This window comes from uncultured Desulfosarcina sp. (genome assembly GCF_963664155.2).
In the GTDB taxonomy this organism is placed as follows: domain Bacteria; phylum Desulfobacterota; class Desulfobacteria; order Desulfobacterales; family Desulfosarcinaceae; genus Desulfosarcina.
This window is the reverse complement of the sequence record NZ_CAXXXH010000001.1, coordinates 4002672-4015789: the sequence shown is the minus strand read 5'-3', so window position 1 is coordinate 4015789 and position 13118 is coordinate 4002672. Positions and strand designations below refer to the sequence as shown.

The window sequence follows — 13118 nt, the reverse complement described above, 5'->3', positions numbered from 1 at the left end:
CGCTCTCCGTGTCATGGTGCGTTGACAATCTGTCGAATGAACCTGCCCATCGCCTCGACGCCCTCGTTTTCAAGGACTCGCAGCGTCTGGGAGCCAATAACGGCGATATCCGCTTTACCCGCTAAAAAATCGACATCCGTCTTGTTTTTAACCCCAAACCCCAGCGCCAGGGGCAATTGCGTGGCCGTCCGGCAGCGAGCCAGGTAATCGCCGATCTGCCGGGAAAATGCCGTCCGGTCACCGGTGACCCCTTTTCGGGCCACGCAATAGACAAACCCGTCGGCCACCCGGGCGATTGTCTGCATGCGCGCGTCGGAGGTGGTGGGCGAGTAAATGAAGATGGGGGACAGTTCCCTGCGGCCCATGGCATCCAAATAATCGGCGGCCTCTTCCGGAGGCAAATCCGGCACGATGGCACCTTTGAGGCCCGTGGCCTGCATGTGGTCGGCAAAACGATCCACGCCATATTTGAAGAGAATATTGTAGTAGGTCATGTACAAAAAGGGAATCGGAAACTGCCGGGCCACCCGGCGGCCGAAATCCAGGCACTGTCCCACCGTCACCCCGTTGGCCAGGGCCTGCTGATTGGCTTTTAAGATCACCGGTCCGTCGGCGATGGGTTCGGAGAAGGGAACCTGCAGTTCCATCAGGTCCACTCCGGCCTCGACCATGCTGTGCACGACCTCCAGGGAGGCCTCCAGGGTGGGATAGCCGATGACGATGTGGGTCATGAGCAGAATCTGTTTCTGTTTCAACCGTGAACGAAGATACGCTTCAAGCATGGTATTGTTTGGCCTTTTCAATGATGAATTGTTTCCATTGGGGATCGTCGAAGGCATCGGCAATGGTGAAGATGTCCTTGTCCCCCCGGCCGGACTGATTGATCAAGATAATCTCTTCCGGTGACAATGTCGGCGCCTCCTTAAACGCCCGGGCAAAGGCATGCGCCGATTCCAGCGCCGGGATCACCCCCTCCTTCTGCATGGTCAGACGCAGCGCCGCGATCACCTCCCGGTCCGTGGCCCCTTCGAAGCGCACACGCCCCGTTTCCTTCAGGTCCGACAGAATCGGCGAAACGCCGACGTAGTCCAGACCGGCAGCGATGGAGTGGGTCTCTCGCATCTGGCCATCTTTATTCTGCAGGAAATAGGTTTTGTATCCCTGGGCCACGCCCACGCTGGCATCGTTGGAGCAGAGCCGCGAGGCATGCTGGCCGGAATCCAGCCCCCGGCCGGCCGCCTCAACCCCCACCAGGTCGACATCATCGTCGAAAAAGCCGCTGAAGATACCCATGGCGTTGGACCCGCCGCCCACGCAGGCAAATACCCGCGAGGGCAGCCGCTCTTCCCTTTCCAGCATCTGCCGGCGGGCCTCCTTGCCGATAATCGATTGAAACCAGGATACCATTTCCGGGAAGGGGTGGGGCCCGCAGGCGGTGCCCAGCACGTAGTGGGTGGAATCCATATTCGTTACCCAGTCCCGGAAGGCCTCGTTGATGGCGTCCTTCAAAATCCGCGAACCGTCGGTCACCGGCACCACCGTGGCCCCCAGCTGCTCCATCCAGAAGACGTTGGGCCGCTGACGCTCGACGTCCACCTCACCCATGTAAATGGTGCAGTCGAATCCAAACCGGGCGGCCATGGTGGCCGTGGCCACCCCGTGCTGGCCGGCCCCGGTTTCGGCGATCACCCGGGTCTTGCCCATGCGTTTGACCAGCAGGCCCTGCCCCATGACGTTGTTGGCTTTGTGGGCGCCGGTATGGTTGAGGTCCTCACGCTTGATGAAAATCCGGGCTCCGCCGAAATGGCGGGTCAGGTTCTGGGCATAGGTGATCGGCGTGGGACGGCAGGAGTAGCTGGACATGAGCTGTTCGTAGTCATGCCAGAAAATGGGATCATTCCTGGCGTCGTTATACACCTCTTCCAGTTCATCGAAGGTGGCAACCAGTATCTCGGGCAGAAACGCTCCCCCGAAGTTGCCGTAATAGCCTCGTTTAAGCATGGCTCAAGCCTCCAATCTGCTGAGAAAAGACAAACGTGTCGGTGTTGCAGAACAATTTCGAGAAAACGGCGTTATCCGCCTGTTTAAAATTCAGGTAGCGATGGACTTTCAGTACCGGCGAGTTGTCCGCCATTTCCATGACCGTCCTTTTGGCAGGGTCGGGATAGACGATACGGAAGGATTGTCGGCCTCCGGTGGGACGCATATAGAAACTGGACTCCACCACCTGGGAAAGGGATCGCCCGGCCAGTTCCATCCGTTCGATTCCCTTGAATAGCACCGGGTGGAGAAAAATCTCCTCCAGCAGAACCGGAGCACCGTCCACCCGGTTCAGTCGGGAAAGAAAAAAGGCCGTTCCCCCGGCAAAGGGATTCTCCCGGTCATCTGCCACCTTAATCAGTTTGGTTTTTTTGAGCAGCTGAACCTCGACGCGGATGCCCTTTTTGGTAAACGCCGAACTGGTTCCGGCCAGGGAAAATAGATCGACCTCCTGTTCCGGTTGGCGAACGAAGGTCCCCGATCCCCGCCGCCGCAACAACAGCCGTTTGCGCACCAGAACATCGATAGCCTGGCGCACCGTGGGTCGGCCGATGCCGTAATCCTTGGCCAGCTGCGGCTCGGACGGAATCCTGGACCCCACCGGATAGCCGCCGGACCGGATGCCCTCCGCCAGGATGTCGGCCAGTTGGCGGTACAAAGGAATGGGCGATTGGGTGTTGAGCATGGCGCAGCCGGATTTTGGGTAATGGTTTTCAGCTTTTTACGTTGAGCTTATCAGTTATGATGGTTGGGGTTAAAGTTGCATTTATTTGTAAAGTTGTCAAGACAATTTGGCACATAATCTATTCCTCGCAATCACCCACCGATTTGAATTCAAATTGTTGACAACAGTCCGTGGTGGTCTGCGGCAGGAATCCAAACCACGGATATATTGACGATCCGAAAGGGATTGCCTATGATGGCCCTTTCTGTTTATAGGAACCAGCGAAAGCAGACCGCCATGACAACCGCCGACCAATGGCCCGTTTTGATCGTCGACGATGAAAAAGATATTCGGGATGTCACCGCCCTGACCCTCATGGACGCCGGCTACGTGGTCGAAACCGCGGCCGATGGCATCGAGGGCTTGGCCCTCTGCGAGCAATTCGCCCCCCGCATTGTCATCACCGACATCCGCATGCCCGGCATGAACGGCATCCAGGTGCTGGAGACGATCAAGCAACGCTATCCGGACACCGAAGTCATCGTCGCCACCGCATTCGGAGAAATGGAAACCGCCATCCGCGCCCTGCAGCTGGACGCCTCGGATTTTATCACCAAGCCGATCCACACCGAGGCCATGATGGTTGCCCTGGAGCGCGCCCGTCACCGCTATACCACCCGTCAGCAGCTCAAGGACTACACCCGGCATCTGGAAAAAGGACTCTCCCTCACCACCCGCCAGTTGGAGGAGACGGTCGCCTTTCAGGATCGGCTCATCGAAAGCTCCATGGACGGCATCCTGGGCTGCGACGGCAGCGGCAAGGTTATCGCCTTCAACCGCAGCATGGAGCGGATGCTGGGGTTCGGTCGGACCGAGGTGCTTCACCAGGCCGCCCTGGAGCACTTTTTCAGCCCAGCGGAATACCACCGTTTCCAGGATGATCTGGCCGCCTCCGGCCACGGTGGACCCAACCGGCTGATGCTCTACGAAACCTGCCTGCAGGATTACCATAAGAAACCGGTACCGGTTCAGCTGTCGGCCACCGTACTGATGGAAGAAGCGCAATCCGCCGGTCTGGTCTGCTTTTTCCGCGACCTGCGGCGCATCCATCGCCTGGAGCAGGAGATGGCCGATCAGGCCCGCCTGCTGCATCAGGATAAGATGATGTCTCTGGGACGCCTGGCCGCCAGTGTAGCCCATGAGATCAACAACCCGCTCTCCGGTATTCTCAACTACATCCGGTTGATGCTGCGCGCATTCAAAAAAGGCCCCCTGCCCGCAGACAGGCATGCGCAGTTCGCCCGCTACCTGGCGTTGGTGGAAACCGAGACCGACCGCTGCTCGAAAATCGTTTCCAGCCTGCTCACCTTTTCCCGCCGGTCACCAGTGTCGGTCGGACCGGTGTCGATCAATGAGATACTGGATCGCAGCCTCGTGCTGGCCCGGCACCGGCTCGAACTGGGCAACATCTCTCTGGTCACCCGCATCGCGGACCATCTTCCTGAAGTCAGCGGTGATGCCAGCCAGCTCCAGCAATGTTTGCTCAACCTGATTTTCAATGCCGTGGATGCCATGTCCGACGGCGGCACCCTTACGCTCAATGCCACATCGGAAGAAAACGCCAAGACCGTAGTCATCCAGGTGACCGATACCGGTATCGGCATTCGCGCGGAAGATATGGCGCATATCTTCGAGCCGTTTTACACGACCAAGCAGGAAGGCCACGGCATCGGCCTGGGTCTGTCCACCACTTACGGCATCATCGACCGGCATGGCGGCAGCCTGACGGCCGCCAGCCAATCGGGTCATGGATCCACCTTCGAAATCAGACTGCCCGTCCAGGCACCTATTTTCAATCCTCCCGGAGGTGCGGCATGACTATGGCCATGAAACCGGTCCATCACCATCTGGGCATTCGCTGCGACCACTGGCTGGATGTCATGGATGAATTGAACATTGGTGCATTCGTGGCCGATGTCAACCGGCGGATCACAGCCATTAATCTCAGCGCCCAGGCCCTGCTGGGACTGCGGGAGCCGGAAGTCGTCGACCGCGACTGCCGTGAGGTGTTCACCGGGGTGCCCTGCACGGTCGAATGCGTAATACTCCATCCGGATACCACCGGGCACCGGGACCCGGATATGGAGGTCACCGATGAGGAGAACCAGCGCCACCTGATCACGCGCATGGCCACTCCCATTTACAACCCTCGGGGTGAGATCGCCGGATGTATGACCATCCTGCAGGACCATTCGCCCATCACCCAGCTCATCGACCGGCTGCACTACGAGGAGAGAAGTCTCAAAATCATCCTGGACAATCTGGACGTGGGTATCTTCACCGTGAACCGGGGGGGGCTGATCAATTTTTTCAACCGGGCGGCGGAAACCATCTCCGGCTATGACCGGCATCAGGTTCTGGGCCAGTCCTGCGCCATGATCTTCTCCGGCGAGCGCGCCCCGGACGTCTGTTTGCTGAAAAACTCAATTGCATCGGGGAAGATCCACAGCAGCCACCAAGGCCGCATGACCGACAGGGATGGTGTCACCATTCCCATCCGTGCCAACTACATGGCCCTTAGAAATGAGAAAAATGTCATCGTGGGCGGCCTGGCAACCTTTCACGACATGACCCTTGCCCATCAGTTGAACCGGGCCATCAGCAACCGCTATACTTTCCACGACATGATCGGCAAAGATCCGGCCATGCAGAAAATTTTTGAGATGGTAGCGGTAGTGGCCCCCAGCCCAGCCACCGTGTTGGTGGAAGGGGCCACAGGCACCGGCAAAGACCTGCTGGTCAAGGTAATCCATTCGGCCAGCCAGCGGGCAGCCCAACCCCTGGTGAAAGTCAACTGCGCCGCCATTCCGGAAAATCTCATCGAATCGGAAATCTTCGGGTACGTCAAAGGGGCGTTTACCGGGGCCGACCGGGACAAACCGGGACGGTTCTCCGACGCCGAGGGCGGCACCATTTTTTTGGACGAAATCGGGGACCTGCCGCTCTCCCTGCAGGCCAAGCTGCTCCGGGTGCTGGAAGACCGGGAATTCTATCCCCTGGGTTCCCGCCGCACCCGCAAGGTAGATGTGCGCATCATCTCGGCCACCAACCGGCAGCTCAAAACGCTTGTAGACCGGGGGTTGTTCCGCGAAGACCTGTTCTACCGGCTCAACGTCATGCGCATCGAGTTGCCGCTGTTAAAGAACCGGAGGGGCGACCTGCCCCTGCTCATCCGCCACATTGTCCGCAGCCTCTGCGCCGCCCGGGCGGTGGCCCCGCCGGCTATTTCCAAAACCGCCATGCAGATCCTTCTCAACTACGATTATCCGGGCAACGTCCGCGAACTGGAAAATATCGTGGAACATGCCCTGATCATCTGTCGCGAAGCCATCATCCAACCGGACCACCTGCCCGATTATGTCACCCAGGTTCAACAGCCCGGTGCCGCCCCCAAATCGGCGGCACCCCCCGAAGAAACGGACAGCCGGGAAGCCCGACGAATCCTGGCGGCATTGGAAATAACCGGCGGTCATCGCGGCAACGCCGCTCGTGAACTGGGAATGGAGCGCACCACCTTGTGGCGCAAGATGAAAAAGCATGGCATACTTCGATAGGTTCCCCGCCATTTTCCGACAAGGTTGTGGAGAAAAACAGATGACAGACATCAATCTTCAAAAAACCAAGGAACCCCGGACGAAATCGCCCTCGGCTTTGCCCTGGGCCTGCTGATCGGCATGACTCCCTTTTTCGGCGTGCATTTCGTCTCGTCCATCATGATAGCATCCCGGCGGGGATGGAGCAGTCGCCGCTAATCCGGGTCGACCTGTCCGTCGGCGGCATGCTCCTGGGCATTCCCCTGGCGGTTGACGGCTATATTATCGCTTTCAGGATCATCCGCCACCATCGCAAAGCGGCCGTGGGATTATTGGGGGCGACCGATGTCTGTCACCCGATGCCGGGCCCCAAGATCCCCAGCGGCGCTCTCCTCAGCCCTCAACACTCCGCGCGCAGTCCTCTGTCCCCCGACCAGTATTCACTGTAGCATCGGCAGCCATCCGCCCCCATGAACCGCTCCAGCAGCTTGATCTCCGTTTGCATCAGGTCCACCACAACCAAGCCGTCAATGGCATCGGCAAAATCACGATCCACATTGAAAGCGATGAACTGTCCGTTGAGTTTCAGGTAGTGTTTGATCAGCACCGGCACCCGTTTACCGTCCTCTTCGATCTCGGCTACTATCATTGAAACGTCGTCCAGGGTCCCGGCCGGCAGTCTGGTTGCCATTTCAAACCACTGACGGTTGGTCAATGGGCGCAGGGGGCAGCGCGGGCTTACGTAAGCGCTGAGTTTATTGGAGGTGCAGCGCTGTTTGAGAAATTGGACCATGATGTGCTTGGATACCCGGTGGCAGCTGTCGCTGATGCTCACCGGCCCGAAAAGGATCCGGTACCCTGGGTGCCGCACCAGATAGGCGCCGATTCCCTTCCACAGCAGGGCCAGGCAGTTGGGCTGACGCTGGTATTCCGAGCGGATGAAGGACCGCCCCAGTTCCAGCGAGTCGGCCAGATAGCGCAACATGCCGCCCTTGAACCGGAACAGAGTATGGGTGTACAACCCTTTACGGCCGAAGCGGTCAAAAATCTCACGGGTGTCCCCCATACGATAGGCCCCTACCACCTCGGATCGCGCTGCGTCCCACAGGACCAAGTGGCGGTAATAGCTGTCGAACAGATCCATATCCATGGATTTCCCGGTCCCCTCACCCACGTCCCGAAAGGTTTTCTCTCTCAGCCTGCCGATCTCCCGGAGAAGGTGGGCATCTGCCGGCTCCCGGCGAAAAAACAGTCATCTGCTTGCAGACGACCAGCCGGTTGCTTTCGGGAAGGGCGGCCACCTCGGCCGCCAAGAGAGTCTTGACGGCAGGCGCAATCATTGCATGTGCTTGTTGTTCATTTTTGGAACGCTTTTTCAGGGTGAAGGTGGGATGATCGTTGTTCTCCATGTGGTTGGCCAGAAAAGCGGATCAGGTCCTGATCCTGCGAGAAAGATTTCATTCGTGCGTTTCTAATGGGCTGGCCCACGAAAAGACTGATATGCGAGCCTTTTCTGGCAACCAGCTCCGGTGCCAGCATGACGGTCCGCAGGTGCGGGTGAACCAGCCCCAGGAGGTTGAACAACATGCTGTTGCGTCCCGGGAAGAAGACGGGAAGGACCTGCGCCCCGGTCATGCGCACAAGCGACGCCACATGAGAACTCCATGACGGATCGGTGATGCGATGATGCCGGCGGCAGTAATGAGAAACCTCTCCGGCGGGAAAAACGATCAGGCAGTTGCCCGCTTTCAACCATCGCAGGCGATTCCTTAAAATCTTTGCATTGGACGATATTGAGGACTTGCGGCCGAAAGGATCGACGGGAATAATCGCGTCCCGTATCGGTGCGATGCGTTCAAGCAGGTAATTTCCCAGAACCTTGGTATCCGGGCGGACCCGCTGAAACAAATCCCCCAGAATGATCCCTTCGATGCCGCCGAAGGGATGGTTGGCCCCTACCACCAACGGCCCCCTGTTCCAGAATTCTGGCAGGATCGTCACAAGCAATCCGATCGGTGATGTCCAACAGGCGCAGGATGTTGCTTAAAGGTGCTTCGATTCCCACGGTCTTCAGAAGATGTGTGTAGATGCTGTTAATCTCGTCGACAGCCAGCAACCGCCCCATCGGACCGCTCGTCAAATCCCCCAGTATTCGGGGCAACCGTCGGTTGAGGTGATGCTCAAGGTCAGTCAGCGTTTCGTAGCTGTTCAGCGGCATCGGATGACGGTCAGTCATTATTATTCAGTCGCCTCCATGTTGAGTGGTTCATGTTGGGCATTGGAATGATACATGGGGGTAACGCCATGATGCGGGCGTGATCCCACGGGGGTAATATACACCCTCCCCGATTCGTGTACGGACGGTGCTATATTCAGATTAAACGTTGGCGAGGAAATGCGCAACTGGTTGTTCTTCATGGTGCTTGAAAATAACGCGATCGTGAATCGCGGGATTACAGCCATCTTTCAGAGTCTGTTCCGAGGTGATGAACCACAGGGTGCGGGCGCGATCGATATGAAAAAGGCGGTCCTGCTTTCCCCGAATCCCGGAGAAGAGCAGATTCAGATGTTCCACGCATCCGTGGAAGACCATTTAAAAGTGGTTTCTGGCGTTGGCAGACTTCGTGGAGGATTGAGGGCCCGTCACTTTGTCTTCGACCAATTCGAAGCCCACTGCTGGCACTGCATGTTCGGCCTGCATCTTTTTATTCACGGCAAGCAGGCCAAGTCTATCGTTCAAAAAATCAGCGCTGAGAAAGGCGGTGGCGGGGATTCAGCATAGACCCACCATATCTGGCAATCTGATTTAACGTTTTAGGATTATTCGTCAATCAGAAAATAGTAGTCCTGACACGCCTGGCATATGGAGGAGATGCTGTATTCGAGTTCTGCAAAGGGCGTTCGGAACGAATCGGCGGGTTTGGCGCAGATTTTACACAGATGGCTGTACTTGGCTGCATAACTTCTTAAAAGAACGTCTTTATCCGACAGTGCCCCGATCAACTCCTGAAGTCTATCCATTTTCAATACTCCTCCGAACGATTAAATACCACCACGAATACAATCAGCCATGGACCATCGATCAAGGATCAACAGCGAAAATTGACAGCCCTGCCGGTCGTCGGGGTGTCCGTGGTGAGCAGGCGTGAACGCAGAGCTGTTCACGTGGAAGGAGAGAGGCGTTATATTTACGGTTCCGGCCAATCCAGGTCCGGAGAGGTAAGCCCCGTCCAGTGAAAACAATTTGCGTCAGAAAGATTGGATTCTGATTAGGAATGATTTAAATTTTCATTAGGCTACGAATTCATTCACGGGGTGTCCGATCCACAGATTTTATCGGCACGGCTGGCCTCCCCAATCTCCAGCAGCCGTTTCACGCTCTGGGCTGCAAGAAAGTCGAAGGTCTTTAAAAAGGCAACGGCGCCAACCAATACGATCACGCCTGCAATAGGGTATTGAATATCCATGTCTGATGCAATCCATTCCTGATTGAGTTAGACCGCAGGATGACATGCTTATGTTAGTATATAATTAGGACATGGTACTTTTTGAAGCGCTCTGGATGCAGAGTGGCCAAATAGTTAACTGGAGCGGCCTGAAACACAATCCCTATTCTATTATACAGATTTAATTACATATTTTTTATTTAAAAAATAATTGCAATGAATTGAATGGGTTGGCCAAAAAGTGATCGATTTGCCTTTGGAAAATCATTTTCCTAACATTTGGCTAACAATTCGGCGCTACCTTCAGCGCGTCTTACCGGTAGCAATGGATGTCGTCAGTCGAACCATACAGCGGGTATCGAACCGATTTCCAACCAGGTGGCAATGCCATTTGAAGGAGCCAAGCATGATATCCAAAAATTGCAGCATTGAAGAATTTGTGGAGACGGTAAAAGGCAGGGAGATCTGGGAAGTGATTTCATTGGCAATTGATGAAGCCACCCGGGCCGACCGCATGTTCATCCGGACGCATCGGCACACCGGCAATGCGTTGTTTTGCGGCCAGACCTATTCAAGACACTTGAAGCAACTGATCAATTATCTGCGGTACACGGTGAAACCCCGACGCCCCAACAGTAAAACCTACCGCCTTTACATGGCCCATTGGGGGTCTATCGACCAAGAACATCCGGATCTGCTGAGGGACCAGCCCATGGACACCGTTCATTGAACGCATCCGGAGACCAACCTGTCAAAAAATAGAACCGATTTTCTACCTTGCCGCATTTCTACGGTTGACGTCAAATTATCTATTGCCTCTTCCATTTGCATGTGTTTTCCTTTTGGCCGCATGCAATTCTTGGCATACCAACCGAAAGGCCTTCGCTTTCATGATCAAAGGTAGACGATTTGCAGCGATCGACATCGGCTCCAATGCAGTTCGGCTGCTGCTGTCCGAAGTTTTCGAAACTGATAACGGGCCCTATTTTCGTAAGATATCATTGATCCGCATGCCCATCCGGCTAGGCGAGGATGCGTTTATACTCGGGAAAATTTCCAAGGACAAAGCCGACCGGCTGCTCAATACGATCCTCGGTTTCAAGGCGCTTGTCGCCGCCTACCGCCCGCTGGGTTTTCGCGCCTGCGCTACATCCGCCATGCGCGAATCCGGCAATGGTGAAAAAATCAGAAAGCATATTTTGGCGCAAACCGGCGTGGATATCCAGATTATCGACGGCAAGGAGGAAGCCAGGACCATTTTCGCCAACAACCCATGGAGCCGTCTATCCGATGACAGCGTCTGGCTGTTTGTTGACGTCGGTGGCGGCAGCACGGAGATCACCATTTTCTCAAATGGAAAAACCGTTTCACGCTCGTTCGGCATCGGAACGATTCGCCTTCTTGAAGACCTGGTTCACAGGTCTCAGTGGAAGGATATGAAATCGTGGATTCGCGATCATACCCGCCATCTTTCCGGCATCGATGCTGTCGGCAGCGGCGGCAACATCAATAAGATCATTAAAATGGCCAAATGCACAGACGGTCGGACCATCACCTATGGCAAGATCAAAAAGGTCAGGGATCATGTGAAATTTTTCTCCTATGACGAACGGATTACCAAACTCGGACTGAAACCCGACCGGGCCGATGTAATCATGCCCGCCCTCAAGATCTATATGTCGGTAATGAAATGGGGTGGGATTCAGTCCATTGCAGTACCGCAGATCGGTCTGGCGGACGGGATGGTCCGGATCATGTACCGGGAGCATATCCATTCCAGGAAAAAGCAGAAGTCGGATGGGACAAAAATACAGTCGACGCCATCGCCGGGAAAGACGGATAAACCATGAATGATCACTGCTTCGGCATCGATGATGCGGCGACCATTGATCTCATCATACCTGAGCTGGCCAGCTGGTTCGGCGTCACCCGCGAAACCATCGGCAACGAAGCGTTCGAGATCCTGGACTCCTTTGACTGGCGCCTATTCAACAAGGGATGGCTGCTGCTCGACGCCCAGGGCCGCTATTCCCTTATCGACATCCACACCGGGCAAAAGGTCAGCGCACTTACCGCGGAGGAGAAAAAGCCGCTGCGATTCCATTGGGATTTCCCTGAAACCGATCTCTCCAAATATCTAAAAGATGTATTGGAGATGCGGGCGCTATTGCCGTTCGGGGTAGTTACCAGGCAATGGATTCATTGTGATCTTCTCAACAACGACGAAAAAACCGTCGCTCGCCTGGCACTGGAAACCTATACGGTGAATGGCGGCGTACAGGCGGTTCACCAATGCCGGGTAATTCCGGTGAGGGGTTACCCCAAGCCCGTTAAACGAATCGCTGACCGTCTAAAGCAGTTGGGGCTGAAACCCGCAGAGCAGTCCCCTTTTCTGACGTTACTGGAACGAAAAGGCCATTCTCCCGGAGGCTACTCATCCAAAATCAAGGTTTCCCTGCAACCGGAAATGCGGGCCGCCGAAGCCATCCGGTGCATCCTGAAAAACCTGACTTCGGTGATGCATCTGAATATCCCCGGTGTTCGCGAGGATATCGACAGTGAGTTCCTTCACGACTTCAGGGTATCGGTCAGGCGTGCCCGATCCCTGTTGAGCCAGATGAAAGGCGTCCTCGACGCTGAAACGACCGCCAGGCTCCAGCAGCGGCTGAAAGGAATTGGCGCCGTCACCGGCAATGTCAGGGACCTGGATGTGTATCTGCTGAAGGAATCGGCCTACATTGACCGGGTTCCACCGGTCCTGCAACCCGGCATCATTCAGCTCTTCCGAATGCTGCAGCGAAAACGGCGGCAGGCAAAGGACCGAATGGTCAAAACCATGTCCCGGGATTCGTTTTCAACCGCTCTTGCGGACCTGGATACCTTTGTCCAGGCCGGTTCGAGGACCGGAACCGAAGGCCCCGAAGGCGATCGCCCCATCGGAGAATTAGCCAAGGCCGCCATTTACAAACGCTACCGTCGAATCATCAAGCAAGGAAGTCGGATCTCAGAGGACACACCGGATGAAGAACTCCATGAAATACGCATCGATTGCAAAAAACTCCGCTATCTGCTGGAGTTTTTTTCATCCCTGTTTCCCGAGGAAGCCATGGCTGCGCTCATCAAACAGCTCAAGCAACTCCAGGACAACCTGGGCGACTTCAACGATCTGTCCGTCCAACAGGATTTCCTGATCAGCCATCTGCAAAGTGCAGGGCCGCAGACACAGCAGGTCGTGATGCTGTCGGCAGCCACCGGCGGATTAATAACGCAGCTATCCATGGCTCACCGACAGGTCCGTTCCCAATTTTTAAACGTATTCGCGGCGTTCAAGTCACCCGACAACCACAAGCGGTTCGTGACGCTTTTTACCTGACC

16 protein-coding genes are annotated in these 13118 nt (G+C 55.9%); 8 read left to right on the top strand and 8 right to left on the bottom strand.

From position 1 onward, the window contains the following. Positions 1-11: 11 nt before the first annotated feature. From trpA to ACHZBS_RS18330, 3 genes are read right to left on the bottom strand one after another with little or no spacing between them, the layout of a single operon-like run. The gene (gene trpA, locus ACHZBS_RS18340) at positions 12-782 is read right to left on the bottom strand and encodes a tryptophan synthase subunit alpha (RefSeq protein ID WP_319407973.1); all 771 of its coding nucleotides are present in this window, start codon (positions 780-782) and stop codon (positions 12-14) included. Next, a complete protein-coding gene (gene trpB / locus ACHZBS_RS18335; RefSeq protein ID WP_319407972.1) occupies positions 775-2001 on the bottom strand; it encodes a tryptophan synthase subunit beta in 1227 nt (408 codons plus the stop codon). Before trpB ends, trpA begins: the two co-directional genes overlap by 8 nt. Next, complete coding sequence (locus tag ACHZBS_RS18330; protein ID WP_319407971.1) at positions 1994-2725, bottom strand: GntR family transcriptional regulator; 732 nt, start codon at positions 2723-2725, stop codon at positions 1994-1996. The genes trpB and ACHZBS_RS18330 overlap by 8 nt, the downstream gene beginning before the upstream one ends. A 276-nt stretch (positions 2726-3001) precedes the next feature. On the opposite strand from ACHZBS_RS18330, the gene ACHZBS_RS18325 reads away from it, so the two are divergent. Genes ACHZBS_RS18325 through ACHZBS_RS18310 form a run of 4 tightly spaced genes read left to right on the top strand, consistent with a single transcriptional unit; the run spans position 3002 to position 6746 of the window. Continuing rightward, the gene (locus tag ACHZBS_RS18325; protein WP_319407970.1) at positions 3002-4582 is read left to right on the top strand and encodes a response regulator; all 1581 of its coding nucleotides are present in this window, start codon (positions 3002-3004) and stop codon (positions 4580-4582) included. Then, the gene (locus tag ACHZBS_RS18320; protein ID WP_319407969.1) at positions 4579-6318 is read left to right on the top strand and encodes a sigma 54-interacting transcriptional regulator; all 1740 of its coding nucleotides are present in this window, start codon (positions 4579-4581) and stop codon (positions 6316-6318) included. Before ACHZBS_RS18325 ends, ACHZBS_RS18320 begins: the two co-directional genes overlap by 4 nt. A gap of 24 nt (positions 6319-6342) precedes the next feature. Further along, the gene (locus ACHZBS_RS18315) at positions 6343-6516 is read left to right on the top strand and encodes a DUF2062 domain-containing protein (RefSeq protein WP_394708009.1); all 174 of its coding nucleotides are present in this window, start codon (positions 6343-6345) and stop codon (positions 6514-6516) included. Continuing rightward, a complete protein-coding gene (locus ACHZBS_RS18310; RefSeq protein ID WP_319407968.1) occupies positions 6498-6746 on the top strand; it encodes a hypothetical protein in 249 nt (82 codons plus the stop codon). The genes ACHZBS_RS18315 and ACHZBS_RS18310 overlap by 19 nt, the downstream gene beginning before the upstream one ends. On the opposite strand, the gene ACHZBS_RS18305 is transcribed toward ACHZBS_RS18310, so the two are convergent. The 3 genes from ACHZBS_RS18305 to ACHZBS_RS18295 are packed head-to-tail and all read right to left on the bottom strand — an operon-like array spanning position 6698 to position 8298. After that, complete coding sequence (locus ACHZBS_RS18305; protein ID WP_319407967.1) at positions 6698-7447, bottom strand: GNAT family N-acetyltransferase; 750 nt, start codon at positions 7445-7447, stop codon at positions 6698-6700. The two genes, ACHZBS_RS18310 and ACHZBS_RS18305, sit on opposite strands and share 49 nt — an antisense overlap. A 16-nt stretch (positions 7448-7463) precedes the next feature. Continuing rightward, positions 7464-7637, bottom strand: coding sequence for a hypothetical protein (locus ACHZBS_RS18300; protein ID WP_319407966.1), 174 nt, complete (start codon positions 7635-7637; stop codon positions 7464-7466). A gap of 16 nt (positions 7638-7653) precedes the next feature. Next, positions 7654-8298: a lysophospholipid acyltransferase family protein gene (locus ACHZBS_RS18295; RefSeq protein WP_319407965.1), complete on the bottom strand. Its 645-nt coding sequence runs from the start codon at positions 8296-8298 to the stop codon at positions 7654-7656. 406 nt (positions 8299-8704) lie between these two features. Between ACHZBS_RS18295 and ACHZBS_RS18290 the strand changes: the two genes are divergently transcribed. Beyond that, on the top strand, positions 8705-9079 hold the full coding sequence (locus ACHZBS_RS18290) for a hypothetical protein (protein ID WP_319407964.1): 375 nt from the start codon (positions 8705-8707) through the stop codon (positions 9077-9079). Between the two features lie 38 nt (positions 9080-9117). On the opposite strand, the gene ACHZBS_RS18285 is transcribed toward ACHZBS_RS18290, so the two are convergent. Further along, complete coding sequence (locus tag ACHZBS_RS18285) at positions 9118-9318, bottom strand: hypothetical protein (RefSeq protein ID WP_319407963.1); 201 nt, start codon at positions 9316-9318, stop codon at positions 9118-9120. 287 nt (positions 9319-9605) lie between these two features. Continuing rightward, positions 9606-9764: a hypothetical protein gene (locus tag ACHZBS_RS18280; protein ID WP_319407962.1), complete on the bottom strand. Its 159-nt coding sequence runs from the start codon at positions 9762-9764 to the stop codon at positions 9606-9608. Between the two features lie 385 nt (positions 9765-10149). Between ACHZBS_RS18280 and ACHZBS_RS18275 the strand changes: the two genes are divergently transcribed. From ACHZBS_RS18275 to ACHZBS_RS18265, 3 genes are all read left to right on the top strand, one after another. Continuing rightward, positions 10150-10473 (top strand): hypothetical protein, encoded by a 324-nt coding sequence (locus ACHZBS_RS18275; RefSeq protein ID WP_319407961.1) that lies wholly within the window; start codon positions 10150-10152, stop codon positions 10471-10473. 160 nt (positions 10474-10633) lie between these two features. After that, on the top strand, positions 10634-11593 hold the full coding sequence (locus ACHZBS_RS18270; RefSeq protein WP_319407960.1) for an exopolyphosphatase: 960 nt from the start codon (positions 10634-10636) through the stop codon (positions 11591-11593). Continuing rightward, positions 11590-13116, top strand: coding sequence for a CHAD domain-containing protein (locus ACHZBS_RS18265; protein WP_319407959.1), 1527 nt, complete (start codon positions 11590-11592; stop codon positions 13114-13116). Before ACHZBS_RS18270 ends, ACHZBS_RS18265 begins: the two co-directional genes overlap by 4 nt. Positions 13117-13118 lie beyond the last annotated feature (2 nt).

Excerpts from the sequence above, each read along its gene's own strand:
- trpA (WP_319407973.1), bottom strand. The coding sequence starts at position 782 with ATGCTTGAAGCGTATCTTCGTTCACGGTTGAAACAGAAACAGATTCTG.
- trpB (WP_319407972.1), bottom strand. The coding sequence starts at position 2,001 with ATGCTTAAACGAGGCTATTACGGCAACTTCGGGGGAGCGTTTCTGCCC.
- ACHZBS_RS18330 (WP_319407971.1), bottom strand. The coding sequence starts at position 2,725 with ATGCTCAACACCCAATCGCCCATTCCTTTGTACCGCCAACTGGCCGAC.
- ACHZBS_RS18325 (WP_319407970.1), top strand. The coding sequence starts at position 3,002 with ATGACAACCGCCGACCAATGGCCCGTTTTGATCGTCGACGATGAAAAA.
- ACHZBS_RS18320 (WP_319407969.1), top strand. The coding sequence starts at position 4,579 with ATGACTATGGCCATGAAACCGGTCCATCACCATCTGGGCATTCGCTGC.
- ACHZBS_RS18310 (WP_319407968.1), top strand. The coding sequence starts at position 6,498 with ATGGAGCAGTCGCCGCTAATCCGGGTCGACCTGTCCGTCGGCGGCATG.
- ACHZBS_RS18305 (WP_319407967.1), bottom strand. The coding sequence starts at position 7,447 with ATGGATATGGATCTGTTCGACAGCTATTACCGCCACTTGGTCCTGTGG.
- ACHZBS_RS18300 (WP_319407966.1), bottom strand. The coding sequence starts at position 7,637 with ATGATTGCGCCTGCCGTCAAGACTCTCTTGGCGGCCGAGGTGGCCGCC.
- ACHZBS_RS18285 (WP_319407963.1), bottom strand. The coding sequence starts at position 9,318 with ATGGATAGACTTCAGGAGTTGATCGGGGCACTGTCGGATAAAGACGTT.
- ACHZBS_RS18280 (WP_319407962.1), bottom strand. The coding sequence starts at position 9,764 with ATGGATATTCAATACCCTATTGCAGGCGTGATCGTATTGGTTGGCGCC.
- ACHZBS_RS18275 (WP_319407961.1), top strand. The coding sequence starts at position 10,150 with ATGATATCCAAAAATTGCAGCATTGAAGAATTTGTGGAGACGGTAAAA.
- ACHZBS_RS18270 (WP_319407960.1), top strand. The coding sequence starts at position 10,634 with ATGATCAAAGGTAGACGATTTGCAGCGATCGACATCGGCTCCAATGCA.
- ACHZBS_RS18265 (WP_319407959.1), top strand. The coding sequence starts at position 11,590 with ATGAATGATCACTGCTTCGGCATCGATGATGCGGCGACCATTGATCTC.